This is a genomic window from Curtobacterium flaccumfaciens (assembly GCF_004361695.1).
Classification (GTDB): Bacteria; Actinomycetota; Actinomycetes; order Actinomycetales; family Microbacteriaceae; genus Curtobacterium; species Curtobacterium flaccumfaciens_B.
Genome location: NZ_SNVW01000005.1, coordinates 132,338 through 158,263, shown reverse-complemented (window position 1 = coordinate 158,263; position 25,926 = coordinate 132,338). Strand labels below are relative to the sequence as shown.

At 71.6% G+C, this 25,926-nt stretch carries 23 protein-coding genes; 10 read left to right on the top strand and 13 right to left on the bottom strand.

The features are described 5' to 3' along the window. Positions 1 to 48: 48 nt before the first annotated feature. Genes EDF64_RS09470 through EDF64_RS09460 form a run of 3 tightly spaced genes read right to left on the bottom strand, consistent with a single transcriptional unit; the run spans position 49 to position 2,657 of the window. Positions 49 to 477 (bottom strand): hypothetical protein, encoded by a 429-nt coding sequence (locus tag EDF64_RS09470; RefSeq protein ID WP_133519754.1) that lies wholly within the window; start codon positions 475 to 477, stop codon positions 49 to 51. Further along, positions 474 to 1,097, bottom strand: coding sequence for a TetR family transcriptional regulator C-terminal domain-containing protein (locus tag EDF64_RS09465; protein WP_133519753.1), 624 nt, complete (start codon positions 1,095 to 1,097; stop codon positions 474 to 476). The genes EDF64_RS09470 and EDF64_RS09465 overlap by 4 nt, the downstream gene beginning before the upstream one ends. A gap of 9 nt (positions 1,098 to 1,106) precedes the next feature. Next, positions 1,107 to 2,657 carry a PucR family transcriptional regulator gene (locus tag EDF64_RS09460; protein WP_133519752.1) on the bottom strand — a complete coding sequence of 517 codons (1,551 nt, stop codon included), beginning with the start codon at positions 2,655 to 2,657 and terminating at the stop codon, positions 1,107 to 1,109. Between the two features lie 92 nt (positions 2,658 to 2,749). Here EDF64_RS09460 and gabT point away from each other — a divergent pair, with 92 nt between their 5' ends. The 4 genes from gabT to EDF64_RS18165 all read left to right on the top strand — a co-directional run bounded on the left by gabT (position 2,750) and on the right by EDF64_RS18165 (position 7,352). Beyond that, the gene (gabT, locus tag EDF64_RS09455; protein WP_133519751.1) at positions 2,750 to 4,111 is read left to right on the top strand and encodes a 4-aminobutyrate--2-oxoglutarate transaminase; all 1,362 of its coding nucleotides are present in this window, start codon (positions 2,750 to 2,752) and stop codon (positions 4,109 to 4,111) included. After that, positions 4,108 to 5,691, top strand: a complete 1,584-nt coding sequence (locus EDF64_RS09450) for an NAD-dependent succinate-semialdehyde dehydrogenase (RefSeq protein ID WP_133519750.1) — start codon at positions 4,108 to 4,110, stop codon at positions 5,689 to 5,691. Before gabT ends, EDF64_RS09450 begins: the two co-directional genes overlap by 4 nt. Beyond that, positions 5,688 to 7,055: a flavin monoamine oxidase family protein gene (locus EDF64_RS09445; protein ID WP_133519749.1), complete on the top strand. Its 1,368-nt coding sequence runs from the start codon at positions 5,688 to 5,690 to the stop codon at positions 7,053 to 7,055. The genes EDF64_RS09450 and EDF64_RS09445 overlap by 4 nt, the downstream gene beginning before the upstream one ends. A 135-nt stretch (positions 7,056 to 7,190) precedes the next feature. After that, entirely contained in the window at positions 7,191 to 7,352 is a 162-nt protein-coding gene (locus tag EDF64_RS18165) for a hypothetical protein (protein ID WP_166645669.1), read from the top strand. Between the two features lie 22 nt (positions 7,353 to 7,374). Here the strand turns inward: EDF64_RS18165 and EDF64_RS09440 are convergent, their stop codons facing one another. The 5 genes from EDF64_RS09440 to EDF64_RS09420 all read right to left on the bottom strand — a co-directional run bounded on the left by EDF64_RS09440 (position 7,375) and on the right by EDF64_RS09420 (position 13,764). Further along, on the bottom strand, positions 7,375 to 8,796 hold the full coding sequence (locus EDF64_RS09440; RefSeq protein ID WP_133519748.1) for an NAD-dependent succinate-semialdehyde dehydrogenase: 1,422 nt from the start codon (positions 8,794 to 8,796) through the stop codon (positions 7,375 to 7,377). Positions 8,797 to 8,804: 8 nt separating this feature from the next. Next, a complete protein-coding gene (locus EDF64_RS09435) occupies positions 8,805 to 10,220 on the bottom strand; it encodes an APC family permease (protein WP_133519747.1) in 1,416 nt (471 codons plus the stop codon). 146 nt (positions 10,221 to 10,366) lie between these two features. After that, on the bottom strand, positions 10,367 to 11,395 hold the full coding sequence (locus tag EDF64_RS09430; RefSeq protein ID WP_133519746.1) for an agmatine deiminase family protein: 1,029 nt from the start codon (positions 11,393 to 11,395) through the stop codon (positions 10,367 to 10,369). Beyond that, positions 11,392 to 12,453 (bottom strand): nitrilase-related carbon-nitrogen hydrolase, encoded by a 1,062-nt coding sequence (locus EDF64_RS09425; protein WP_133519745.1) that lies wholly within the window; start codon positions 12,451 to 12,453, stop codon positions 11,392 to 11,394. The genes EDF64_RS09430 and EDF64_RS09425 overlap by 4 nt, the downstream gene beginning before the upstream one ends. Before the next feature lie 468 nt (positions 12,454 to 12,921). Then, positions 12,922 to 13,764: a helix-turn-helix transcriptional regulator gene (locus tag EDF64_RS09420; RefSeq protein WP_133519744.1), complete on the bottom strand. Its 843-nt coding sequence runs from the start codon at positions 13,762 to 13,764 to the stop codon at positions 12,922 to 12,924. 125 nt (positions 13,765 to 13,889) lie between these two features. On the opposite strand from EDF64_RS09420, the gene EDF64_RS09415 reads away from it, so the two are divergent. Further along, complete coding sequence (locus EDF64_RS09415) at positions 13,890 to 14,825, top strand: SDR family oxidoreductase (protein ID WP_133519743.1); 936 nt, start codon at positions 13,890 to 13,892, stop codon at positions 14,823 to 14,825. On the opposite strand, the gene EDF64_RS09410 is transcribed toward EDF64_RS09415, so the two are convergent. Genes EDF64_RS09410 through EDF64_RS09390 form a run of 5 tightly spaced genes read right to left on the bottom strand, consistent with a single transcriptional unit; the run spans position 14,818 to position 20,147 of the window. Further along, positions 14,818 to 15,471, bottom strand: a complete 654-nt coding sequence (locus tag EDF64_RS09410) for a DUF1345 domain-containing protein (RefSeq protein WP_133519742.1) — start codon at positions 15,469 to 15,471, stop codon at positions 14,818 to 14,820. The genes EDF64_RS09415 and EDF64_RS09410 overlap by 8 nt on opposite strands. Beyond that, positions 15,468 to 16,859 (bottom strand): flavin monoamine oxidase family protein, encoded by a 1,392-nt coding sequence (locus tag EDF64_RS09405; protein ID WP_166645668.1) that lies wholly within the window; start codon positions 16,857 to 16,859, stop codon positions 15,468 to 15,470. The genes EDF64_RS09410 and EDF64_RS09405 overlap by 4 nt, the downstream gene beginning before the upstream one ends. Continuing rightward, positions 16,859 to 18,223, bottom strand: coding sequence for an NAD(P)/FAD-dependent oxidoreductase (locus EDF64_RS09400; protein ID WP_133519741.1), 1,365 nt, complete (start codon positions 18,221 to 18,223; stop codon positions 16,859 to 16,861). Before EDF64_RS09400 ends, EDF64_RS09405 begins: the two co-directional genes overlap by 1 nt. Positions 18,224 to 18,225: 2 nt before the next feature. Next, the gene (locus tag EDF64_RS09395; protein WP_243736320.1) at positions 18,226 to 19,662 is read right to left on the bottom strand and encodes an aspartate aminotransferase family protein; all 1,437 of its coding nucleotides are present in this window, start codon (positions 19,660 to 19,662) and stop codon (positions 18,226 to 18,228) included. Between the two features lie 2 nt (positions 19,663 to 19,664). Then, a complete protein-coding gene (locus EDF64_RS09390) occupies positions 19,665 to 20,147 on the bottom strand; it encodes an Lrp/AsnC family transcriptional regulator (protein WP_071291630.1) in 483 nt (160 codons plus the stop codon). Between the two features lie 113 nt (positions 20,148 to 20,260). Here EDF64_RS09390 and EDF64_RS09385 point away from each other — a divergent pair, with 113 nt between their 5' ends. From EDF64_RS09385 to EDF64_RS09365, 5 genes are read left to right on the top strand one after another with little or no spacing between them, the layout of a single operon-like run. Beyond that, entirely contained in the window at positions 20,261 to 21,688 is a 1,428-nt protein-coding gene (locus tag EDF64_RS09385) for an aminobutyraldehyde dehydrogenase (RefSeq protein ID WP_133519739.1), read from the top strand. A gap of 23 nt (positions 21,689 to 21,711) precedes the next feature. Beyond that, entirely contained in the window at positions 21,712 to 22,899 is a 1,188-nt protein-coding gene (locus EDF64_RS09380) for an ABC transporter ATP-binding protein (RefSeq protein WP_133519738.1), read from the top strand. Continuing rightward, positions 22,896 to 24,116: an ABC transporter substrate-binding protein gene (locus EDF64_RS09375; RefSeq protein ID WP_208108875.1), complete on the top strand. Its 1,221-nt coding sequence runs from the start codon at positions 22,896 to 22,898 to the stop codon at positions 24,114 to 24,116. Before EDF64_RS09380 ends, EDF64_RS09375 begins: the two co-directional genes overlap by 4 nt. Continuing rightward, on the top strand, positions 24,113 to 25,027 hold the full coding sequence (locus EDF64_RS09370; protein ID WP_133519737.1) for an ABC transporter permease: 915 nt from the start codon (positions 24,113 to 24,115) through the stop codon (positions 25,025 to 25,027). The genes EDF64_RS09375 and EDF64_RS09370 overlap by 4 nt, the downstream gene beginning before the upstream one ends. Next, a complete protein-coding gene (locus EDF64_RS09365) occupies positions 25,024 to 25,908 on the top strand; it encodes an ABC transporter permease (RefSeq protein ID WP_133519736.1) in 885 nt (294 codons plus the stop codon). The genes EDF64_RS09370 and EDF64_RS09365 overlap by 4 nt, the downstream gene beginning before the upstream one ends. Positions 25,909 to 25,926: the final 18 nt, after the last annotated feature.

Genomic DNA, 25,926 nt, shown 5'->3' with positions numbered 1-25,926 from the left:
CTCCGTGTTGCCGGGGCTTCTTCGTGTTCCCGGGTCCGGCGTCCGGGTTCAGTCGCGCGGACGGTCCGGAGTCGGCCTGGAGGCACGGCTCGGTTCCGTCGGATCGGCCCGCCGGAAGAACGGACGTGCGCTGGGCAGGAACAGCAGGACGGCCGCGACGACCGAGAGTGCGATGAGGGCGGTGGCGATCCCTCCGTCCGTGATGCTCAGGACGGCACGCAGGGCAGCGACCGCGACGAGGACGATCCGAGCGACGCCCGACCCGCGGAGGAGCAGCACGACCGCCGCGGCGACCACGGCCCACACGACGAAGGACAGGGCGACCGTGAGGACCGCGCCGAGGCCGGTGAGGCCGTCGGACGTCGAGACCAGGACGGTGGAGAGCACGCCGATCACGAGCCAGATCGCCCAGAGGACGACGGCGATCGTGACCGCTCGCGGCCGTCGTGCTCGTCGGAGGTCGTCGGTCGTGGTCATGTGCGTCCTTCCAGGATGGCGGGGTCGAGGCCGACGGCGCGGGCGATCGTCGTGCGGACCAACCCCTCGCGCGTCGGGCGGTCGAGGTGGTCGACGAGGGCGTACCCGTTCGTGGCGTCCACGAGCGCGAAGAGCAGCCGGCCGACCTCGTCCGGGTCGTCGGCGTGCATGACACCGTTGCGGACCCCGGCGCCGACCACCGTGGTCGCCAGGAGCTGCCAGTCGTCCATGACCTCGCGCGCCGCGGCCGCCAGGGACGGGTTCGTCCGGCCGATGCTCCACGCGTCCGCCCACAGGGTCGCGACGTCGTCGCGCTCGGGATCGGCGATGCACGCCAGCAGGGAGCGGAGCTGTCCGACGGGGTCGCCGACGCCGGTGACGATCGTGCGGACCTCGGCGACCTCGGCGCTCGCGACCGTGCGGAAGGTCTCGCCGACCAGGTCCTCCATCGCCGGCCGGTAGTGGGCGACGAGGGACGGGGCGACCCCGATGGCGGCAGCGACGCCGCGGAGGGTCACCCCGGCGAGTCCCTCGGCGCGGGCGACGGCGATCGCGGCGGCGGTGATCTGGGCCTCGCGTTCGGCCGGGCTGAGGCGCCGGCGGGCCGGGGTCGTCGGCACGGTGTCAGCCTATTCGGCGCCCGCCGGACCGCCCTCGACCACGAACGCGGCCCACAGGTCGGCCCGGGTCGCGAAGACGGCGAGGTCCCGGTCGAGCAGCCGTCCAGCGTGCTCGACCCGGGCGCGTGCGGTGTGCCGGTGGACGCCGAGTGCCTGCGCCGTGCGGTCGTACTCGCAGTTCTGCTCGAGCCAGGTCCGCACCGTGCGGGTGAGCTCGGTGCCGGCGGTCCGGTCGTGGCTCCGGAGCGGGTCGAGGAACGCACGCGCGACCGCGCCGGCGTCGACGTCGACGTGGGCCAGGTGGGCGAGCACGCCCTCCCGTGCGAGGTCGCCGAACTCGGTGGTGCCGGGGCGCCCCTCGCGCCGACGGTCGAGGGCCTGCACGGCCTCGGTGCGGGCGCGTCCGAAGTACCGGTACGAGGCGCCGTCGGAGAGGCCGGCCCGGAGGTCGAACCGGGAGACGAGTTCCTCGACGATCGCCGTGTCGTCCGCGCTGACGCAGAGGAAGAGGGCGTCGTCGACGGCGAAGAACAGGTGTCCGGGCCGGTCCTGGACCCAGAGTTCGAGCAGGTCGACCACGGTGTCGAGGTCCTGGTCGGGAACCTCGACGGCGGCGATCCGGACGGGTTCCTCGGGGAGTGGTCCCCAGACCTCGCGGGAGGTGCTGTCGACGACGTCCGGGTCGCCGACCGAGAGCATCGTGAGGAGCCCGGTCCGGAGCAGCCCCCGAGCCCGGGCGAGCTCGCGGTTCTGCTGCAGCGCCAGGCCGGCGAGGGCGATGACGGCGGTCACGACCTCGCGCCCGGCGCGGTCGAGCGCACCGCCGTTCGCGATGGCGAGCACCCCGCTCAGGTGGCCACCGCTGCCGAGGGTCTGGAGCGTGAAGCCCGTGTGGTGTTCGGTCGTGACCGGCAGGCTCGCCCGCTGCCCGGCGCGGAGGAGACGGAGCGACTCGGTCCGGAGCAGCTCGAGGTCCGCCCCCGGGACCCCGTCCGCTGGGTGCCCCCGGTCCAGGCGTCCGGAGACGTCGAAGAGGCCGACCCACCCGTCGAGCTGTCGGGAGAGCTCGGCGATGGTGGCGCCCAGGCCGTCCGGGCGCATCGCGGCGAGGGAGATCGCACGCTGGGCGGCGAGGGCCCAGGCGTTCCGGGCGTTGGCGTCGCGGGCGACGGCGTCCGCGTTGGCCTGCGCGACGGCGATGAACGAGGTCTCGTAGGGCACCTCGAACAGCGGCAGTCCCTGCGCCTCGCACGCGTCGACGAGTTCGGTCGGGGTGCCGGCACGGACCACCTCGGTGCCGAACCCGAGCGCGACGACGCCCCGCGCCCGGAGCCGACGGACGTACGCGTCGGCGAAGGACCCGGCGACCTCGGCGTCCACCCCGAACTGCGTGCCCGTCGTCAGGAGCCCCTGGCCGTCCGCCAGGAACGGGGTCGGGTCGGCGAGGTCGGAGCTGTGCAGCCAGGACAGCGGGGCGTCGAGGGCGTCCGCGTCGGTACCGGTCAGGAGCCGGAGGTGCAGATCGGCTCGGTGCAGCAGGGAGCGCAGCGTCGCGGGCATGGGGGAACCCTATCCGCTGCGGCGACCGGGACCGCCGGCGGTGTACACGGCGGACAGTGGGTGTCGCGGGGTCGCCCTCCTACCATCGCCGCATGTCCTCCACCGCTGCACCCTCCACCAGCGCCGCCGCGGGCGGCCCCACGCTGCCCCAGGAACGGCGGCTCGTCACGGAGGTGCCGGGCCCGCGCTCCCGCGAACTCTTCGCCCGGAAGTCCGCCGCGGTGGCCGCCGGCGTCGGGGTGGCCGTCCCGATCGCCGTCGTCGCGGCCGGCGGCGGGGTGGTGGTCGACGCGGACGGGAACTCCTTCGTGGACCTCGGCTCGGGCATCGCCGTGACGAGCGTCGGGAACGCCCACCCCGGGGTGGTGGCCGCCGTGACCGAGCAGGTCGCCGCCTTCACCCACACGTGCTTCACCATCGCGGCCTACGACGGGTACGTCGCCGTCGCCGAGGCGCTCAACCGGCTGACCCCCGGCGACCACGAGAAGCGGACCGCCCTGTTCAACTCCGGCGCCGAGGCTGTCGAGAACGCCGTGAAGATCGCACGCAAGCACACCGGTCGGCAGGCGGTCGTGGTGTTCGACCACGCGTACCACGGTCGGACGAACCTGACGATGGCGCTCACCGCGAAGAACCAGCCCTACAAGGACGGCTTCGGTCCCTTCGCCCCCGAGGTCTACCGGGTGCCGATGTCCTACCCGTTCCACGACGGCCTCTCCGGCGCCGAGGCGGCGAAGCGTGCGATCAGTCAGATCGAGAAGCAGGTCGGCGCGGCCAACACCGCGGCGGTCCTCATCGAGCCGATCCAGGGCGAGGGCGGGTTCGTCGTGCCGGCCCCCGGGTTCCTCGCCGCCCTGTCCGAGTGGACCACGGCGAACGGCGTCGTCTTCATCGCCGACGAGGTGCAGACCGGGTTCGCCCGCACCGGTGCGATGTTCGCCAGCGAGCACGAGGGGATCGTCCCCGACGTCGTCACGACGGCGAAGGGCATGGCCGGTGGGCTGCCCCTGTCCGCCGTGACCGGGCGTGCCGAGATCATGGACTCCGCGCACGTCGGGGGTCTGGGCGGCACGTACGGCGGCAACCCCGTCGCGTGCGCCGCCGCGCTCGCCGCGATCGACGCCTTCGAGCACGACGGCCTGGTCGAGCGGGCGCGGGAGATCGGCGACGTCGTCCTGCGGGCCCTCCGCACCGCGCAGTCGGGTGACCCGCGCATCGGCGACGTGCGGGGTCGTGGCGCGATGATCGCGATGGAACTGGTGGACCCGGTGACCGGCGACCCGGACCCGGGGCTGACCGGCAGGGTCGTCCGGTCCGCGTACGAGCACGGCGTCATCGCGCTGACCGCCGGGACGTACGGCAACGTGGTGCGCTTCCTGCCGCCGCTCGCGATCGACGACGACCTGCTCCGCGAGGGACTCGACGTCGTCCTGGAAGGACTGGCAGCAGCATGACCGCGACGCACCCCGGAACCAGCGCGACGCACGTCGCGACCGCGTGGCCGACCGTCCCCGACGCCACCGGACCAGCCGCGGAACAGGCCGTCCTCGACCGGGTCCCCACGGGCCTCCTGGTCGACGGCACCTGGCGACCGGCGGCCGACGGCGGCACGTTCCCCGTCGTCGACCCGGCCACCGGTGCGACGCTCCTCCGGATCGCCGATGCAACCCCCGAAGACGGTGTCAGGGCCCTCGACGCAGCGGATGCGGCCCGCGCCGGGTGGGCGGCGACGCCACCGCGGCAGCGCGCCGAGGTCCTCCGACGTGCCTTCGACCTGCTGCAGGACCGCCGCGAGGAGTTCGCGCTCCTCATGACGCTCGAGATGGGCAAGCCCCTCGCCGAGGCCCGGGGCGAGGTGACGTACGGCGGCGAGTTCCTCCGCTGGTTCTCCGAGGAGGCGGTCCGGATCGGCGGGTCCTACGGCACGAACCCCGAGGGCGCCGGCCGGGCGATCGTGACCCACAAGCCCGTCGGCCCCGCGTTCCTCATCACCCCCTGGAACTTCCCGCTCGCGATGGCCACCCGCAAGGTCGCCCCGGCGCTCGCCGCGGGGTGCACCGTCGTCGTGAAGCCCGCCGAACTGACCCCGCTCACGACGCTGCTGTTCGCGGACCTGCTGCTCGAGGCCGGGGTGCCGGACGGTGTCGTCAACGTGGTCCCGACGACGCGGGCCGCCGACGTGTCCGGCCCGGTGATCGCCGACCCGCGACTCCGCAAGCTCTCCTTCACCGGATCGACCCCGGTCGGCCGGACACTGCTCCGGCAGGCGGCGGACACCGTCCTCAGGACGAGCATGGAACTCGGCGGCAACGCTCCGTTCCTGGTGTTCGCGGACGCCGACCTGGACGCCGCGGTCGAGGGCGCGTTGCTCGCCAAGTTCCGGAACACCGGGCAGGCGTGCACCGCGGCGAACCGGTTCCTCGTGCACGACGACGTCGTCGAGGAGTTCGCCCGCCGGGTGACCGAGCGCGTCGCGGCCATGCCCGTCGGTCGCGGCACCGAGGACGGCGTCGCCATCGGCCCGCTCATCGACGCCCGCGCCGTCGACAAGGTGCACCGCCTGGTGACCGACGCCGTCGAGCGCGGCGCCGTCGTGCGGACCGGCGGCCACGCCGTCGAGGGGCCGGGCACGTTCTACACGCCGACCGTGCTGACCGACGTGCAGCCGGGGAGCGCCCTGCTCCGTGACGAGGTCTTCGGGCCGGTCCTGGCGATCAGCACCTTCCGCACCGAGGACGACGCGGTGACGGCGGCGAACGACACCGAGTACGGTCTCGTCGGTTACGCGTACACGTCGGACCCGGCGCGTGGGCAGCGGCTCATGGAGCGGCTCGAGACGGGCATGCTGGGTCTCAACGCCGGGGTCGTCTCGAACGCCTCGGCACCGTTCGGCGGGGTCAAGCAGTCCGGCCTCGGCCGCGAGGGCGGCGGCGAGGGCATCGCCGAGTACCTCGAGACCATGTACACGCTGACACCGGACCCGTTCGGGGCCACGGCCAGCACCAGCAGCACAGGACAGGGAGCAGCACGATGACCGAGAGAGACGTCGTCATCATCGGCGCCGGGGTGACCGGCCTCACCGCCGCGGCGCGCCTGGTCGCCGAGGGCAAGACCGTCGCCGTGCTCGAGGCCCGTGACCGGGTCGGCGGCCGCACCTGGACCGAGGACATCGAGGGCGTCACGCTCGAGATCGGCGGCCAGTGGGTCTCGCCGGACCAGACCGCGCTGCTCGAGACCCTCGACGAACTCGGACTCGCGACGTACGACCGGTACCGCGAGGGCTCGAGCGTCTACGTCGACGAGCACGGCACCCGCACCGAGTACACCGGCGACATCTTCCCGCTGCCCGAGGCCACCGCGGCCGAGATCGAGCGGCTCGTCAGCGTGGTCGACGAGTACGTCGCGACCGTCGACCCGGCACGCCCGTGGGAGGCTCCGGAGGCCGCGCGTCTCGACGAGACGTCGTTCCGTGCCTGGCTGCACGACCTCAGCGACGACCGGGTCGCGACGGACAACGTCGAGCTGTTCATCGCCGGTGCGATGCTGACGAAGCCCGCCCACGCCTTCTCGGCCCTGCAGGCGCTCCTGATGGCGGCGTCGGCCGGCAGTTTCTCGAACCTCGTCGACGCCGACTTCATCCTCGACAAGCGCGTGGTCGGCGGGATGCAGCAGGTCTCCGAGCGCCTCGCCGCACGACTCGGTGACGACGTGCACCTGCACGCACCGGTCCGGACGCTGCGGTGGGACGACGAGGGGGTCACCGCGATCGCGGACGGCGGCATCGAGGTCCACGCACGCCAGGCGCTCGTCGCCGTGCCGCCGCCCCTGTACTCGCGGATCTCCTACGAGCCCCCGCTGCCCCGTCGGCAGCACCAGCTCCACCAGCACCTGTCGATGGGCTTCGTGATCAAGGTGCACGCCGTCTACGACCGGCCGTTCTGGCGGGGTGCCGGGCTGTCCGGCACGGCCTTCAGCCCGTACGAGCTCGTGCACGAGGCGTACGACAACACCTCGTACGGGCAGGAGCAGGGCACGCTCGTCGGCTTCGTCTCGGACGTGCACGCCGACGACGTCTTCGCGCTGTCCGCCGAGGAGCGCAAGGCCCGCGTCCTCGCCTCACTCGCGCACTACTACGGGGACGAGGCGCTCCGGCCCGTCGTCTACTACGAGAGCGACTGGGGCACCGAGGAGTGGACCCGCGGCGCCTACGCGGCGAGCTTCGACCTCGGCGGACTGGTCCGGTACGGGGCCGACCAGCGAGCGGCCGTGGGTCCGATCCGGTTCGCGTCGAGCGACCTCGCCGGGCACGGGTACCAGCACGTCGACGGAGCGGTCCGGATGGGCCGCGAAGCGGCCTCGGAGATCCTCGCCGCCCTGCCGCAGCCGGCGGTGCGGTAGACGCTCACCGAGCCGGACTGGAGGCGCGGTGCCAGCTGGCACCGCGCCTACAGTCCGTCGCGTGGCCGCGTCCACACCGTCCGTCGCCCGTCCGCCTGGGCGGTCACCTCGACGCGTCCGCGTAGCGTCCGGACCATGAGCGACACCGCAGCGAACGGCTCGAGCGAGCCCACCGACGAGCAGCGCGAGTACACCGAGGACCTGCCCGACGGGTCGTCCTCCGGCAACGCGACCGAGGACCCGGAACAGGACAGCGACGTCGACTCGGGCGGCGAGCCCGCCGACCCGCAGGAGTAGTCGGACGGCGGCCGACGATCGGTCAGCCGATGCGGATCAGCTTCTTGTTGACGAACTCGTCGGCCCCCAGGGGGCCGAGCTCGCGGCCGAAGCCGCTCGCCTTGACGCCGCCGAACGGCAGCTCGGGGCTGTCCGCGCCGACGATGTTCACGTAGACCATGCCGGCCTCGATGCGGTCCGCGACGCGGAGTGCCTGGTCGGCGTCGGTCGTGAAGAGGTACGAGCCGAGGCCGTACGGGGTGTCGTTCGCGATCGTGACCGCGGCGTCCTCGTCCTCGACGCGGTACACGGCCGCAACCGGGCCGAAGAACTCCTCGCGGTAGGCGTCGTTGTCCGGCGTGACGTCGGTGAGCACCGTCGGGGTGAACGCGTTGCCGTGCCGCTCGCCGCCGGTCACGACCGTCGCACCCTGTGCGCGGGCACTCGTGAGCTGCTCCTCGAGACGGTCGGCCGCGGCCGGCGAGGACAGCGGGCCGAGCTCCGCACCGGGGGTCGTCGGGTCCGTCGGCTCGACGGCGGACATCGCCGCGGTGAACCTCGTGAGGAAGTCGTCGTACAGGTGGTCGGCGACCAGGAAGCGCTTCGCGGCGTTGCAGACCTGGCCGTTGCCCTCGAGGCGGGTGGCGACGGCGGACTCGACCACGGCGTCGAGGTCGTCGGTCGACAGCAGGATGAAGGGGTCCGACCCACCGAGCTCCAGCACGACCTTCGTGAGGTTCCGGCCGGCGATCTCCGCGACCGCGGCACCCGCACGAGCCGAGCCCGTCAGCGAGACGCCCTGCACCCGGGGGTCGGCGATGACGTCGGCGACCTGGTCGTTCGACGCGAACACGTTCGTGTACGCGCCCTCCGGGAAGCCGGCGTCGCGGAAGACCTGCTCGATCGCCAGTGCCGACTCGGGGCACTGCGGGGCGTGCTTCAGCAGGACCGTGTTGCCGATGAGCAGGTTCGGGCCCGCGAACCGGGCGATCTGGTACGCCGGGAAGTTCCAGGGCATGATGCCGAGCACCACGCCGATCGAGGACTTCCGGATGAACGCGGAGCCCTCGCTGCCCGGTGCCAGGGTGATCGGCTCGTCCGCCAGGAACTCCGACGCGTGGTCGGCGTAGTAGTCGTAGATGTCGGCGCAGAAGTCGACCTCGCCGACGGCCTGGTCGATCGGCTTCGCCATCTCGCGGACGATCGTCGCGGCCAGCTCGTCGCGGCGCTCCCGGTAGAGCTCGGCGACGCGGCGGAGCAGGGCCGCGCGGTCGGAGACGGTGCTGCGGTCGGCGGCGTGCGCTCGGTCGGCGGTGTCGATCGCCGCTCGGAGTTCGTCGTCCGTGATCGTCGGGAACGTGCGGAGGACCTCGCCGGAGGCCGGGTCCGTGACGGCGTAGAGGGTGGCGGTCGCGGTGCTGGCGGTGCCGGTGCTGTCTGTGGCGGTGCTGGTGGTGTCGGTCATGGTGCTCCTCAGCCTTGCTCGTCGGTCAGTTGCTTGTTGACGCCGGTCACCGGCTGGTTCTCGTCGAAGCCCTTCGGCTGCACACGGAACCCCTTCGTGATGACCAGCAGGTACACGAACCCGATGGCCGCCCACACGCCGCCGGCGATCAGCGCGTCGGCGTGCAGCTGCGACCAGAGAACACCGGTGAGGACCATCGCGACGCCCGGCATCACGACGAAGGTGAACCGGTCGCGGACGGTGTGGCGGCGACCCTCCCGCCAGGCGAAGTGCACGATGACGGTCAGGTTGACGAACGTGAACGCGATGAGCGCACCGAAGTTGATGTAGGACGAGATCGTGTCGAGCGAGAACGACATCGCGAGCAGGGTGACCAGACCGACGAACACGACGTTCAGGATGGGCGTGCGGGTACGGGGACTGACGTACCCGAAGACCCGCTTCGGCAGGACGTTGTTCCGGCCCATCACGAGCAGCATGCGCGCGACGCTGGCGTGCGAGGCGAGGCCCGACGCCAGTGCGGCGATGAACCCGGCTGCCACGAGGATCGCCTGGAACACGCGGCCGCCGACCAGCAGGCCGATCTGGGGGAGCGGGTCGTCGGTGAACTCGCCGAAGGGGGCGTTGGTCGGGAACCGCAGCTGGGCGAAGTACGACGACACCAGGAAGATCAGGCCGCCGATGAGGACCGTCATGAGGATGGCCTTCGGCATGATCCGGACCGACTTCGCCTCTTCCGTGTACATCGTGACCGCGTCGAACCCGATGAACGAGAAGCAGACGACGGTCGCGCCGGTGAGGAGCGCGGACATCGTGACGCCGTCGTGCACGAACGGCTCCGTGCTGACGAGCGTCCCCGCACCGGCACCCTGCACGAGTTCGATGACGGCGAAGACCACGAAGGCGATCATCGCGAGGACCGCCCCGATGAGCAGGACCATGTTGAGGTTCGAGGTCCCGCGCATCGACAGGCAGATCACCGTGGTGACGAACGCGGTGTAGACCACGACGGTCACCCACGGCGGCAGTGCCGGGAAGACCTGCTCGAGGTAGAGCCGGATGATGAGCGCGTTGACCATCGGCAGGAGCAGGTAGTCGAGGAGCGAGGCCCAACCGACCATGAACCCGGCGTTCGGGTGGATCGACTCGCGCACGTACGTGTACGCGGACCCGGCTGCGGGGTAGACGCGGACCATCTTCCCGTAGCTCACCGCGGTCAGGAGCATGATCACCAGGGCGATGAGGTACGCGCTCGGGACGGCCCCCTCGGTCTCGCCGGACACGATGCCGAAGGTGTCGAACACCACGGTCGGGGTCATGTAGCCGAGTCCGAGGCCGACGATCGCCCAGAGGCCGAGGCTCCGCTTCAGTGAACCGCCGCGCGCCGGTGGTGCCGGGGCGGTGACCGCGATGGGTGATGCCATGTGCGTTGACTTCCCTGCTGGATCGGGGCCGGGCGTCGGTGCCCGGGCCGTTCGGTTCGGAGCACCATACCGACGCCCCGGTGCCCGGCGGACCGGACGCGGTGTACAGGGCGGTCGGAGACGATGTACACCGCGTCAGGTGCGCGTCAGCCGGTCGCGGACCCGGTCGGCAGCCTCGGTTGCTGCTGCGTGATGCAGTGCAGGCCGCCGCCGCGCGCGAAGACCTCGCGGGCGTCGACCGAACGCACCTCGCGCCCCGGGTACACGTCCGCCAAGATGCCCCGGGCCCGGTCGTCCGCCGCCGGTTCGCCGAACCCGCAAGCGATCACCGCACCGTTCACGACGACGTGGTTGACGTAGTTCCAGTCCACCGGGCCACCGCCGTCGGTCAGGGTCGCCGGGGCCGGGAGCTCGATGATCGTCACGTCGGCCGCCTGCTCGAGTGCGCGACGGATCTGCGGCACCACGAGGTGGTCCGGGTGCACCGGGTCGGGCTGGGCGTGCAGCAGGACGACACCGGGTTCGGGGAACGTCGCCACCATGTCCACGTGCCCGCGGGTGCCCAGGCCGTCGTAGTCGCGTGTCAGCCCGCGGGGGAGCCAGACGACGTCCGTCGCTCCGATGGTCCGCGCGAGTTCCTCCTCGACTCGGGCGCGGTCGGCGTACGGGTTCCGCCGCGGGTCGAGCTGCACCGTCTCCGTCACGAGGACCCGCCCCGCGCCGTCGACGTGGATCGCGCCGCCCTCGTTGACGAGGAGCGAGGGGATCCGCGTTGCACCCGCGGCGTGCGCCACGGTCGCGGCGACCTCGGCGTCACGCGTCCAGGTCGACCACGCGTTCGCGCCCCAGCCGTTGAACACCCAGTCCACGGCGCCGAGGTCGCCCTCGTCGTCGACGACGAACGTCGGCCCGATGTCACGCATCCAGAAGTCGTCCAGGGGCGCTTCGAGGACGTCGATGTCGCCGGCGAGCAACCGGTCGGCGTCGGCACGTGCCACCGGGTCGACCACGACCGTGACGGGCTGGTACTCGCTGATCGTGTTCGCCGTCGTGGCCCACGCGGTCCGCGCGGCCTCGGCGCTCGCCGGGTCGTCGCCGAGGGTGGCGCCGGGCCGTGGGAACGCCATCCACGTGCGATCCTGCGGAGCCCTCTCCGCCGGCATCCGCCAGCTCACGACAGCACCGCCGGTCGGGTGGCACCGGCCGGTTCCGTCCAGCGGCCGTCGGTCGGCGGGACCGGCCTGGAGGCGCGGATCGCCTCGTGCGCGCCGTACCCGTCGCGGACGGGGTCGACCTCCTGCACCAGGCCGCCGTACAGGTCGGGTCGCCGTGTCACGTAGAAGGGGAAGAGGCGGAGCCACTCGACGCGGGCGTCGAGGTCGAGGTCCGCGACCAGCACCGCATCGGCATCGCGCGGCGCCTCGACGAGGACCCGGCCGAACGGGTCCGAGATGAACGACGACCCGTAGAAGGTGATGTCGCCCTCGTCGCCCCACCGGTTCGGCACGACCATGAACTGCCCGGCGGTGATGCCGTTCGCCACGATGACCTGCCGCCAGATCGGCGCGGTGTCGAAGTCCGGGAAGGTCGGTTCGGAGCCGATCGCCGTCGGGTACACCAGGACCTCGGAACCCGCGAGGCCGTAGGACCGCGCGACCTCGGGGAACCACTCGTCCCAGCAGGTCGGCAACCCGACCCGGGCGCCGAGCCCCGGTGGTTCGTACACGGGGAAGGCGTCCGCGTCGCTGCCCGGGCGGAAGTAGGTGTCCTCGTGGTAGCCGGCGCTGATCGGGATGTGCGTCTTGCGGGTCCGGCCGACCACCGTGCCGTCGGGGCCGACGAGGATCGCCGTGTTGTAGCCGCGCGGGTCGTCGGGCCGGTCGTCCTCGGCGGGGCGCTCGTACAGCGACGCGTGCACGAACACCCCGTGCTCGATCGCCTGCGCGCGGGCGAACGCGGTCGTGGGGCCGTCCTCGAGCGACTCGGCGAGGTCCTTCGGGACGCCGGACGCCGGGGTGTCGCCCGGGTAGCGAAGCAGGGTGAGCTCCTGCAGGAACACCGCGTTCGCGCCGTTCGCGGCTGCCGTGGCGATGCCGTCCGCGAGCTGCCGCCGGTGTTCCTCCGGGTCCGCCAGCCATCGTGTCTGCACGAGGGCGACGCGGACGGTGCGGCGAGGGGCACCGGTGTCCTGGTGGAGGGGAGACCGCGGCGTCGAGCCGGTGATGACGTTCATGGCGCCATTGTTGATCAACCGATCAACGAGCACAAGCCCCGGGTGTGCGGCCAGAATATCGGTATGCTGGCTGCGGGCCGGAGTCACGCCGGGACGACGGCCCAGACGAGGATGAAGCCCACCACTGCAGGAACAGTGGTGGGCTTCGATTTGTCCTCCGAGTGGAGAACGAGGGACAACACGGGTCCCGAGCACAAGACTCGGAGCCATTGTATCCCGCTCCGCGAGTGGGATACATCCCTCGGCCTGCACTTCTCGTGTCCGCCGGCGCTGACACGAAGGTGGTCCGATGTCGCACGACGACGAACCGCGTCGCGGCCGTCCGGTGCCGTGGTTGGGGATCGCGAGCTTGCTCGTGACCGTGGCCCGGCTCCTGCACGAGCTGTTCCGCAAGGGCTGAGACCCAGGGCACCCCGCGCTGAACGGCGCGGGGTGCCCGCCATCCGGCCCGAGGGCGCGTCGGGCGGACTAGCCGGGGAGGACGCTCGTCCCGATCACGGACAGCAGGCGCAGCCGGTCGGCGCTCTCGCTCCCCGGTTCCGCCGTGTAGACGAGCAGGGCGTGCGAGCGCTCGGGGTCGAGCAGGACCTGGCAGGTGAGCGTGAGCAGCCCGACCTCGGGGTGACGGAAGTGCTTGACCTCGCGAGGGCGGATCCCGACCTCGTGCCTGGCCCAGACGTCCCGGAACTCCGCGTTCTCCGCGAGCAGGACCTCGGCCAGGTGGGCGGCCCGTGACGTCGGCCCACGCTGCGCGATGACGCCACGGAGTCCCGAGGCGTACATGCGGGACAGGAACTCGTGGTCCTCCTCCGGGTGCAGTGCCCGCGCGGCCGGGTCGGTGAACCACCGGAAGCCGATGCTCCGCATGTCCCCGGAGCGATCGGCGGCGTCACCCGTGATGGCGGCCGCGAGCGGCGTCTGCTGCAGCGTCTCGCCGAGCTCCGTGACGATCTCCGCCGGTGTGTCCACCAGACGGTCGAAGATGCGCATCATGCCGGGGCTCACGTGGTCGCCCCCGGGGCCGGGCTGCGGGGGCTGGTGTCCGGCGAGGCGGAACAGGTGGTCCCGCTCGTCGATCGACAGCCGCAGCCCCTGCGCGATCGCCGCGAGCATCTGCTCGGACGGCTGCGGCCCGCGCTCCCGCTCGAGGCGCGCGTAGTAGTCGGCGGACATGTTGGCGAGCAGCGCGACCTCCTCGCGACGGAGGCCGGTGGTCCGCCGACGCTGCCCGCGGTGGAGGCCGACGTCCTCCGGCTGCAGGGCTTCGCGTCGGCCGCGGAGGAAGTCGGCCAGGGACGATCGATCGATCACCGTGCCATCATCGCGCCCCCGCGTCGCCGGAGCCACGGATCGTCAGGCCGTGGATGTCGATCGTGCACGGCCGCAGTCTGGTGTCGACGGATCGCACCGGCGGCCCGAAGACCCAGGAGGACCTGATGCCCCGACACGTCGACGAACTGCCCCTGCCCGACCTGACCGGCCGCCTGGCCCTCGTGACGGGTGCGAGCGACGGCATCGGACTGGGGATCGCCGCCCGTCTGGCCGGTGCCGGTGCCGAGGTGGTCCTGCCGGTGCGGAACCGGCGGAAGGGCGAGGCCGCGGTCGACCGCATCCGCGAGCGCTACCCGGCGGCACGACTCCGGCTCGAGGACCTGGACCTGTCGTCGCTCGCGTCGGTGCACGCCCTCGGCGACCGGCTCGCCGCGGACGGCGCCCCGATCGACCTGCTCGTCGGCAACGCCGGGGTGATGACCCCGCCGGAACGCCAGACGACCGTCGACGGCTTCGAGCTGCAGTTCGGCACCAACCACCTCGGGCACTTCGCGCTCGTGGGAGCCGTGATGCCGCTCCTCCGGGACGGCGGTGGCCGGGTCGTGATGCAGACGAGCATCGCCGCACGCCGCGCTTCGATCCCGTGGGACGACCTGCAGTCCGAGCACGCGTACGACGGGACGCGCGCGTACGGGGCGTCGAAGCTGGCGTGCGCCCTCTTCGGCCTCGAGCTGAGCCGCCGGAGTCGCTCGGCCGACTGGGGTGTCACGGCCGCGGTCAGCCACCCCGGGGTCGCACCGACGAGCCTCCTCGCGGCGCGTCCCGAGGTCGGCCGTGGTCGTGACACCACGCAGGTCCGGGTGATCCGGTGGCTCTCGGCACGCGGGCTGCTCGTCGGCACGGCCGAGACCGCGGGGCAACCGGCGCTGCTCGCCGCGACCTCGCCCGAGCTGGACGGCGGGTTCACCGGTCCGGCCTGGCGCGGGAACGTCGGCGGGCCGGCAGCGCCGCAGGAGCCGTGGGCGCCCATGCGCGATCACGAGGCGGCAGTCCGGCTCTGGACCGTCTCCGAGGAGCTGACGGGGGTCTCGATCAGCTGATGATGTTGACCGCTCGCGAGATCACGAGGGCGAGCAGGATGAACCCGCCGAGCGCCTGGTACGCCATGATCATCTTCGCGCGGACCGTCATCGGCATCGTGTCGGTCGGGCTGAAGGCCACCATGTTCGTCATCGCGACGTAGAGGTAGTCGAGGTACACCGGACGCCAGGCCGCGGTCTTGGCGTCGGTCTCCTGCGGGAACTGGAAGTCGGCCTCGTCGCTCGACCAGAGCTCGGGGCGACGACGGGCCACCGGACCACCGCGGTCGAGCTTCCAGTAGACGAGCCCGAACGCGATGATCGTGCTCACCCACACCTGCAGCGCGGTGAGCAGGACGGCGCCCCCGTCGGCGTGGCCGCCGAGGAGCACCTCGATCGTCCGCACCACCGTGAGCTGGTTCGCGACCGTGAGCAGGATCGCGAGGGCGAAGGACAGCCACCGCGACCAGGTCGTCTCCCGCGTCAACCGCCGCGGGTTGAAGACGATGAGCGGGCTGAGGAGCAGGACACCGAGCACCGGGACGACCCACGACGGGAAGAACAGCACCTCGTTCGGCAGGAACAGGCTGAGGGCCAGGTTCACCAGGACCGCGACGGCGACCGGCGCCCGGTGCTCGTGCTGGGGCCGAGGCCGCGGAGTGCTCACGAACCCGAGTGTCGTCCACCGCCCACGTCCGCCGTGGATCCGCGCGGCGCGTCGTCGCCGACGGCGGTCGGGAGCGGCTCCGCGAGGGTCGACGCGGCCACGTCGGTGCCGAGCAACCGCGACGCCGCCCGCAGACCGGACAGCAGCGCCCCGTGCACCGTCGCGGGGTCGTCGCCCCAGGTGGCCTCGCCGGCGAGCTGGACCCGGCCGGACGGGGTGCCGAGCAGGTCGTGGTCGTCGGCCGACGCCCCGACGTGCAGGTACGAGTACGACCCGCGCGCGAAGGGGTCCGCCGCCCAGCGTGTGATCCGGTACGCCTCCGGCTCGGGGACCGAGTCGCCGTACATCCTCCGGAGCGCCGCGAGTCCCTCCTCGATCACCATGGCGTCGGGCAGCGTCTCGAGCCGCCGTGCCCCGGAACCGCCGACGAGCGCCGCGAGCACGGGTTCGCCGGTCACCCGGGACATGTCGTACCAGGAGTGCCAGTCGACCCCGGCCGAGCCCTGCTGCCGGATCACCCAGTCGTCCCAGAACCGTGACGGGAACCGGAGGAAGACCTTGTCGTAGGCGCCCATCCCGAGGCGGCCCACCGCACCGGCCACCGGATCGGACAGCGGCGGGTCGAACGTCACGTCGCCGGCCTGCAGCACCCCGAGCGGGACGGTCACGACGACGTGCTGCGCGGTGATCGACCACCCGTCGGCGAGCCCGACGACCACGTCGGTGTCGGACTGCGACACGGACCGCACCACCGACGACAGCCGGACGTCGAGCCCCGCCGACAGGGCCTCCGCGTACTGCCCGTACCCGCCGGGGAACACCACCTCGTCGCCGGGGACGTGTTCCTCCTCCAACCCGTGCGCGTCGAGGACGGTCACGGGTGCCCCGCAGAGGTCCTCGGAGCGGTGCGCCATGTACTCGCGGACCCGCGCGGCCCGGTCGCCCTGCCACTGCAGCGACCGCAGGACGGTGTCCACGGCGGCCGCGTAGGTCGAGGGCGGCGGAGCGTGTGCGACGACGGTGTCGAGGGCCGCGTCGACGGTGTGCAGGTCGGCCACGAACGACGCCGCGTCGGCCGCTGACAGGCGCGCGCCGGAGGGGCCGTGCCAGGCGATCGGTCGGCCGTCGAACTGGAAGCTCCCGACCGTGAACTCGACGGTGTCGATGCCGAACCGGGGCGCCAGGGCCCACAGCGGGTTGCCGTCGACGCCGTGGATCCACGACGCCCCGAGGTCGACCGGCACCCCGAGCGTGGAGTCGGTCCAGGTGCGCCCACCGATGCGGTCGCGGGCCTCGAGCACCACGACCCGCTGCCCGCCGAGCGCCAGGGCCCGGGCGGCGGCGAGCCCGGCGACCCCGGCACCGACCACCACGACGTCGACGTCCATCAGTGCCCTCCCGTCAGCGGCGCCATCAGCCGCGCGGCCAGGCTCGGACGCCCGGTCAGTGCTTCCTCGCGGTCGGCGAGGTCCGTCGCCACGAGCCCGGCGTTCGCCCCGAGGAAGCGGAGCGGTTCCGGTTCCCAGTCCGGCGAGCGGTGGTTGACCCACGGCAACGCGGTCAGCGGTGACGCGACCCCGCGCACGAGGTCGGCGAGCGTCCGCCCGGCCAGGTTCGTCGTCGACAGCCCGTCGCCGACGTAGCCGCCGGCGGTGCCGACGTGCCCGTCCCACGTCACCGACGCGCACCAGTCGCGCGGGACTCCGAGCGGGCCGCCCCACGTGTGCGTGATCGGGGCGTCGGCGACGGCGGGGAACAGCTCCACCAGGGATCGCCGCAGGTGGTCGAAGACCCGCGGCACCCGGTCGTACCCGGGGGTGATCGCGGAGCCCCAGTGGTAGCGCGCGCCGCGTCCGCCGAAGGCCAGACGGTCGTCGGCGGTCCGCTGTCCGTAGACGAGCAGGTGCCGGTAGTCGGAGAACGTCTGCCCGTGCTCGAGTCCGATCCGGTCCCACACGGCGGCGGGCAGCGGAGCGGTCGCGATCATGAGCGAGTACAGCGGCAGGACCCGCCGTCGGGTCTGCGGCAGCTGCGCGCCGTAGCCCTCGACCGCGATGACCACGGCGCCGGCCGAGACGGTCCCGCGCGAGGTGACCACGTGCCCTGGAGCCCACGACACGGCGGGCGTGTGCTCCGCGATCCGGACGCCCCGTGCCTCCAGGGCGGCCGCCAGGCCACGCACCAGCGCTGCGGGCTGGACGCGCGCGCAGTCCGGGGTCCACGCGACGCCGGCGGATCCGGAGGCGTCACCCGGACGCGCCGGGCGCCAGGTCATGTCGTCACCCCATTCGGCCGAGGCCGCGACCTCGTCGTGGGCGGCGCGTTCCTGCACGGCGGATCGTGCGTAGAGGACGGTGCCGCCCTTGACGTAGTCGCAGTCCACCTCGGCGTCGGCCGCGGCACGGCCGACCTCGTCGACGGTGTCGCGCATGGCTGCGCGGAGGGCGAGGGCGGCGTGGCGGCCGTGCTCCTCGGCGACGGACGCGGCGGACCGGGGGAACAGGGCCGAGCACCATCCTCCGTTCCGTCCGGACGCACCGAATCCCGCGATCTCGCGTTCGACGACGACGATCTGGAGGCGCGGGTCGGCCTGGTGCAGGTACCAGGCGGTCCAGAGACCCGTCAGTCCACCGCCGACGATGCACACGTCGGCGGTCGTGTCGCCGTCCAGGGGCGGCCGGGGCGTCAGGTCGTCGCGGCCGGTGGCCGCGAGCTGGTCGAGCCAGAACGAGACGCCCCGGTAGCCCGTCACGGTCAGATCTTCGATGCGGCCTCGGACAGGACGCTCCGCAGGATCGACGTGATCTCGCGGAACTCCGGCTGCCCGATGGTGAGCGGCGGAGCGAGCTGCACGACCGGGTCGCCACGGTCGTCGGCGCGGCAGTACAGCCCGGCGTCGAACAGTGCCTTCGACAGGAACCCGCGGAGCAGGCGCTCGGATTCGTCGTCGTCGAAGGTCGTCTTCGTGGCCTTGTCCTTCACGAGCTCGATGCCGTAGAAGTACCCGGCGCCGCGGACGTCGCCGACGATCGGCAGGTCGAGCAGGGTGTCGAGCTCGGCCTTGAAGAGCGGGGCGTTCTGCTGCACGTTCTGCAGCAGGCCCTCTTCCTCGAAGATGTCGAGGTTCTCCATCGCGACGGCGGCGGAGACCGGGTGCCCGCCGAACGTGTACCCGTGGTAGAAGGTCGTGTCGCCCTTCGAGAACGGCTCGAAGATCTTGTCGCTGATGATCGTCGCGCCGATCGGCGAGTAGCCCGAGGTCATCGCCTTCGCGCACGTGATCATGTCCGGCACGAAGTCGTACGTGTCGCAGGCGAACATGGTGCCGATGCGGCCGAAGGCGCAGATGACCTCGTCCGAGACGAGCAGCACGTCGTACTCGTCGCAGATCTCGCGGACCCGCTGGAAGTACCCGGGCGGCGGGGTGAAGCAGCCGCCGGAGTTCTGGACCGGCTCGAGGAACACGGCCGCGACGGTGTCGGGCCCCTCGAACTCGATCATCTCGCGGATGCGCTCGGCCGCCCAGAAGCCGAACTCCTCTTCGCTCCGCCCGGCGAAGCCCATCTCGTCGGCGCGGTAGTAGTTCGTGTTCGGGACACGGAGTCCGCCGGGGGTGAGCGGCTCGAACATCTGCTTCATCGCCGGGATGCCGGTGATCGCGAGAGCGCCCTGCGGGGTGCCGTGGTACGCGACCGCGCGAGAGATCACCTTGTGCTTCATCGGCTTGCCGCGGAGCTTCCAGTAGTACTTCGCGAGCTTGAACGCGGTCTCCACCGCCTCGCCGCCGCCGGTCGAGAAGAACACCTTGTTGAGGTCGCCGGGCGCGTGGTCGGCCAGACGGTCCGCGAGCTCGATCGCCGCGGGGTGCGCGTACGACCAGATCGGGAAGAACGACAGCGTCTCCGCCTGCTTCGCGGCCATCTCGGCGAGGCGCTTCCGGCCGTGGCCCGCGGCGACGACGAACAGGCCGGAGAGCCCGTCGATGTAGCCCTTGCCGTGGCTGTCGAAGACGTGATGGCCCTCGCCGCGGACCATGATCGGCACGTCGGCACCGGCCTGGTTCGCGCCGTGCCGGGCGAAGTGCATCCACAGGTGGTCGCGGGACTTCTGCTGCAGCGCGGCGTCGTCCACCGGGGCGAACGGGTCGTAGGAGCCGAGGCGGGTGGGCTGTTCGGTCTTCTGGTCGGACATGGTCATCGCGTTCCCCAGTCGTAGAGCTGTTTGCGGAGTTGCAGGTAGACGAAGGTCTCGGTCGCGGTCACGCCCGGGATCGCCCGGATCGTGCCGTTGAGCAGTTCGATGAGGTCGTCGTCGTCCTCGCAGACGACCTCCACCATGAGGTCGAAGCTGCCAGCGGTCATCACGAGGTAGTCGACCGAGGGCAGCTGCTCGAGGGCGTCGGCCACGCTGCGGGTGTCCCCGTTCACGCGGATGCCGATCATCGCCTGCCGGTGGAACCCGAGCTGCATGGGGTCGGTCACCGCGACGATCTGCATGACGCCGGTCTCGGTGAGCTTCTGCACCCGCTGCCGGACCGCGGCCTCGCTGAGCCCGACGGCCTTGCCGATCTCCCCGTACGGACGGCGGCCGTCCGCCTGGAGCTGTTCGATGATGCGCTTGGAGATGTCGTCGATCGGACCGGGACGTCGTGGTGCTGCCGCCATGCCGGACAGCATGGCAGTGCGTCTCGCGGAAAAGCAAGGGATTCCGTTGTGAACACCGTGTTTCGCGACGATTTCCGTTGTTACAAGTCTTCCGAACCGCCGGTATCCGTGCCAGTATCGCCGCCATGCCGGACACCGTGCAGAACTTCATCGGAGGTGCCTCCGTCGCGTCCCGCGCCGACACCGCCTTCGATCTCGTCGACCCGACCGACGAGCGCGTGTACGGCACCTCGCCGGTCTCCACGGCCGCCGACGTCGACGCCGCGTTCACCGCCGCGAGCACCGCGTTCGAGACCTGGCGCCGCACGACCCCGGGGGAGCGCCAGCTCGCGCTGTTCCGGATCGCCGACGCGATGGAGGCCCGCGCGGCGGAGTTCGCCGACCTCGAGTCGCTCGACACCGGGAAGCCCCGGGCCACCCTGGTCGAGGACGAGATCCTGCTCTCCGTCGACCAGATCCGCTTCTTCGCCGGGGCCGCCCGCAACCTCGAGGGTCGGAGCGCCGGCGAGTACCTAGCCGACCACACGTCGTTCGTCCGCCGCGAACCGATCGGCGTCGTCGCCCAGGTCACCCCGTGGAACTACCCGCTCAACATGGCGGTGTGGAAGTTCGCGCCGGCGCTCGCCGCGGGCAACACCACCGTCCTCAAGCCGAGCGACACCACCCCGCTGTCGACCCTGCTGCTCGCCGAGGTCGCCGCGGAGTTCCTGCCGCCGGGTGTCCTCAACGTCGTCGTGGGGGACCGCAGCACCGGTGCCGCGATGGTCGACCACCCCACCCCGCAGCTCGTGTCCATCACAGGGTCCGTCCGCGCCGGCATGGAGGTCGCCCGCGCCGCCGCCGGCGACCTGAAGCGCACCCACCTCGAGCTCGGCGGGAAGGCCCCGGTCATCGTGTTCGACGACGCCGACGTCCCCGCCGCCGTGGCCGGCATCGTCGCCGCCGGGTTCTTCAACGCCGGACAGGACTGCACCGCGGCGACCCGGCTGCTCGTGCAGGACGGCATCCACGACGAGTTCGTGGCGGAGCTCGCCGCCGCGGCCCGGACGAACGCGCAGACCGGCCCCGACGCGGCCGACCCGTACTTCGGCCCGGTGAACAACGCGGCCCAGCTCGCCCAGGTGCGCTCCTTCGTCGACACGCTCCCCGACCACGCCACCATCGAGGCAGGCGGACACCGGATCGGCGACCGGGGCTTCCACCACGAGGCCACGATCGTGTCGGGCCTCCGCCAGGACGACCGCATCGTCCAGCAGGAGGTCTTCGGCCCCGTGCAGACCGTCCAGCGGTTCGGTTCCGAAGCGGACGCCCTGCGCGCGGCGAACGGCGTCGCGTACGGGCTCGCGAGCTCGGTGTGGACGACCGACCACGCGCGGGCGATGCGCTTCGCTCGCGACCTCGACTTCGGGTGCGTGTGGATCAACACGCACATCCCGATCGTCGCCGAGATGCCGCACGGCGGCTTCAAGCACTCCGGCTACGGCAAGGACCTGTCCCAGTACGGGTTCGACGACTACACCCGCATCAAGCACGTCATGTCCTACATCGGCTGAACCCGACACCTCCTGGAGGCACCATGGCAATGACCGGCACGTTCGCCGAATCCGGCGCGGACCTCCGGCTCGACCGGATCACCAAGTCCTTCCCGGGCCACACCGCGGTCGACGCCCTCGACCTCACCGTCCCGGCGGGATCGTTCTTCGCCCTGCTCGGTCCCTCCGGCTGCGGCAAGACCACGACGCTGCGGCTCGTCGCCGGCCTCGAGGAGCCCACGAGCGGCACGATCACGATCGGCGGACAGGACGTCACCGAGACGAAGCCGTACCAGCGGCCGGTCAACACGGTGTTCCAGAACTACGCGCTGTTCCCGCACATGAGCGTGCTCGACAACGTCGCGTTCGGCCTGAAGCGCCGGCGCATCCCGGACCCGATGACGAAGGCGAAGGAGGCGCTGCGGCTCGTCGAGCTCGAGGCCTCGGCATCGAAGCGGCCCGCGCAGCTCTCCGGCGGCATGCAGCAGCGGGTCGCCCTGGCCCGGGCGATCGTGAATCGGCCGGCACTGCTCCTCCTCGACGAACCGCTCGGTGCGCTCGACCTCAAGCTCCGGCACCAGATGCAGCTCGAGCTGAAGACGATCCAGGCCGAGGTCGGGCTCACCTTCCTGCACGTCACGCACGACCAGGAGGAAGCGATGACGATGGCCGACACGGTCGCCGTCATGAACGGCGGCCGGATCGAGCAGATGGGCAGCCCGCAGGACCTCTACGAACTGCCCCGGACCGCGTTCGTCGCGAACTTCCTCGGCCAGTCGAACCTGCTCGAGGGCGAGGTGCGCGGGACCGAGGGCGAGCTCCTCGTCGTCACGACCGCGGCCGGCACGATCGCCGTCCCGTCCGCGCGGGCCGTCGCGACCTCCGGTCGCGTGGTCGTCGGCGTCCGCCCCGAGAAGCTCAAGATCCGGACCACGGAGCCGAGCCCGGAGGCCGGGCGGAACATCCTCGGGCCCGGCCGCGTGGTCGACGTCTCGTTCTCCGGGGTGAGCACCCAGTACCTCGTCGACGTGCCCGGCGCCGGCCGCGTCTCGGTGTTCGCGCAGAACTCGAAGGGTGGCCCGCGGATCGCGACCGGCACCGAGGTCTGGCTCACGTGGGGCGTGGACCACGGTTTCGGCCTGGAGGCGCACCCCGCGTCCGACGCGACCGTCACCGCCGGAGCCGACCCGCGCCTCCAGTCCGCACCGGCCACCGCAGGAGCGGTCGCGTGAGCCCGGCGCCGGAGCCGGGTCCCGACCTGCTCCGCGGACTGACGTCGGCACGCGTCAGCCGACGCGGCCTGCTCGCCGGCGGCGGGGCCGCCGCGATGGCCGCGCTCCTGGCCGGCTGCAGCATCAAGGGGTCGGCGGCGTCGGCGGACGACACCGTGGACTGGAAGCGCTTCTGGAAGGACGCGAAGGCGACCAAGGAGCTCAAGTTCGCGAACTGGCCGCTGTACATCGACTCCGACCACGGCAAGTCCGAGTCGCTCGCCCTGTTCCGGAAGGAGACGGGCATCGACGTGGACTACCAGGCGGTGATCCAGGACAACGCGACGTTCTACGCCACCGTCTCACCGATCCTGCGGGCCCACGGCGCCACCGGGTACGACCTCGTCGTCATGACGAACGGGTACGAGCTCACCGAGATGATCAAGAACGGGTTCGTCTGCAAGCTCGACCACTCGCGGCTGCCGAACTTCGCCGCGAACGCGTCTCCGGCGGTCAAGGACCCGATCTACGACCCCGGCAACGAGCACTCCGTCGTCTGGCAGACCGGGTTCACCGGCCTGGCGTACAACCCGAAGTACACCGGACGGAAGATCACGTCCTTCCAGGACCTGCTCGACCCGGAGTTCGCCGGCCGCATCGGCCTCATGAGCGACAACACCGAGCTCGGCTCGCTCGCGCTCCTCGCCCTCGGGATCGCCCCCGAGACGTCGACCCCCGCGGACTGGCGGAAGGCGCAGGACTGGCTGCGGAAGCTCCGGCCGAGCGTCACCGGGTTCTACGACCAGAGCTACATCAACCGGCTCGAGAACGGCGACACCTGGATCACCCAGGCGTGGTCGGGCGACGTGTTCCAGGCGCAGCAGTCCGGGTTCCCGCACCTGGAGTTCGTCACGCCGGAGGAGGGGCAGATGACCTGGCACGACAACATGCTCATCCCGCGGCAGGCGGCGAACCCGGTGTCGGCGCTCGAGTGGATGAACTTCTACTACACGCCGAAGGTCGCCGGCATCGTCGAGGACTACGTCAACTACGTCTGCCCCGTGCCCGGCGCCGAGGACTACGTCCGCGACGTGCTCGACGACCCGACCGTGGCGGACAGCCCTCTGGTGTTCCCGTCGGAATCGGTGCTGAAGCGGTCGCACGAGTTCCGGGTGTTCGAGAACTACGACGAGTACTCCGAGTGGAACCAGGTCTTCAACGCGGTGGTGCAGTCGTGACGGCGCTCTCACCCGGGCTGGCCGCTGGGCCGGCCCCGGTCCACCGGGGGCGTCGTCGTAGCACGCCGTTCTTCCTCGCGTTGGTCGGGACCGCGTACCTCTGCGTGTTCTTCGTCATCCCGCTCGTGTCCGGGCTCATCGTCTCGCTCATGTCCGGCAACCCGGACGACGGGTACACGTTCACATGGAACTGGGGGGTCTACACCGCCCTGTTCGTCGACCCGCAGGTGCCCTACCTGACGTTCCTGCTCCGGTCGCTCTGGTACGGAGCCGCGGCCACCGTCGTGACGATCATCGTCGGGTACCCGGTGGCGTACTTCATCGCCTTCCGGGTGTCGCCGCGGTGGAAGAACCCGCTGCTCATGCTCGTGTTCGTGAGCTTCCTGGTGTCGTTCATCATCCGGACCGACATGTGGGCGTTCGTCCTGGCGTCGCAGGGTCCGGTCGTCAGCACGCTGCAGGCGATCGGGCTGGCCGGCAAGGACTTCCACATCCTCGGCACCGGCGGCGCGGTCATCTTCGGCGACGCGTACAACGACCTCGCCTTCATGGTCCTGCCGATCTACGCCGCGCTCGAGCGCATCGACCCGCGGCTGGGCGAAGCGGCGAACGACCTGTACGCGGGGAAGTTCCGGGCGTTCTGGCACACCACGCTGCCGCTCTCCCGATCGGGCATCTTCGCCGGGGTGCTGCTCGTGTTCATCGACAGCGTCGGCGACCCGGTGAACTCCGCGCTGCTCGGCGGCACGAACACGTACACGATCGGGCAGGCGATCCAGGACGCCTACTCCGGCAACCAGCAGTACAACGTCGCCGCGGCACTGTCGACCGTGCTCATGGTCGTGCTCGGCATCATCCTGTTCATCTACGCCCGTGTGTCCGGCACCGACGACCTCGAGGACCTCGTATGACCGCCGTCGCACCATCCCGCACCGCCACCGGTGCTGCCGCTGCCGCTTCCGTCGACGGTCGTGTGGCTCGTGGTCCGCGTCGTCACGGGGTGAACCGCCGCGGGCCGTGGCTCGCGATCGTGTACTGGGTGGTCATCGCGATCACCCTCGTGCCGATCGTCTACATGATCGTGTACTCGTTCAACGACGCCCCGACGAACCGGCTGTCCTTCGCGTGGAACGGCTTCACGACCTACTGGTACGCCAACCTCGTGAACGTCTCCGGGCTCGGGGCGGCGTTCGTCACCTCGGTCGTCATCGCGTTCCTGGCGGCCATCGTGTCCGTCGCGATCGGGTTGCCGCTCGCCCTGGCGCTCGAGCGGTACAAGTTCCCCGGGCGCGGTGCCGTGAACGCCGTCGTGTTCGCCGACATCGCGGCGCCGTCGATCGTCGTCGGGTCCGCGTCGCTGTCGTTCTTCCTGTCGATCGGACTCGGCACCGGGTTCCTCACCGTGCTCATCACGCACGTGGCGTTCGACGTCGCGTACGTCGTCGTGGTGCTGCGGGCGCGGATCGCGGGGACGTCGCGGGCGCTCGAGGAAGCCGCGGGGGACCTCGGCGCGACGCCGTTCCAGGCGTTCCGGCTCGTCACCCTGCCGTTGCTCGCGCCGGGCATGCTCGCCGCCGGGCTGCTGGCGTTGGCGATGTCGATCGACGACTACGTGATCACGTCGTTCGTCGCCGGGCCCTCGGTGACGTTCCCGCTGTTCGTGTACGGCGCCGCGAAGGCCGGCATGCCGCCGCAGGTGCTCTGCTTCGGGACGCTGGTGTTCGCGGTGGGGCTGCTCGTCGCGCTGCTGAACGGGGCGCTCAACCGGCGGCTGGCGCGGACCCGCGGCTGAGGGCAGTCGGGCAGGCGG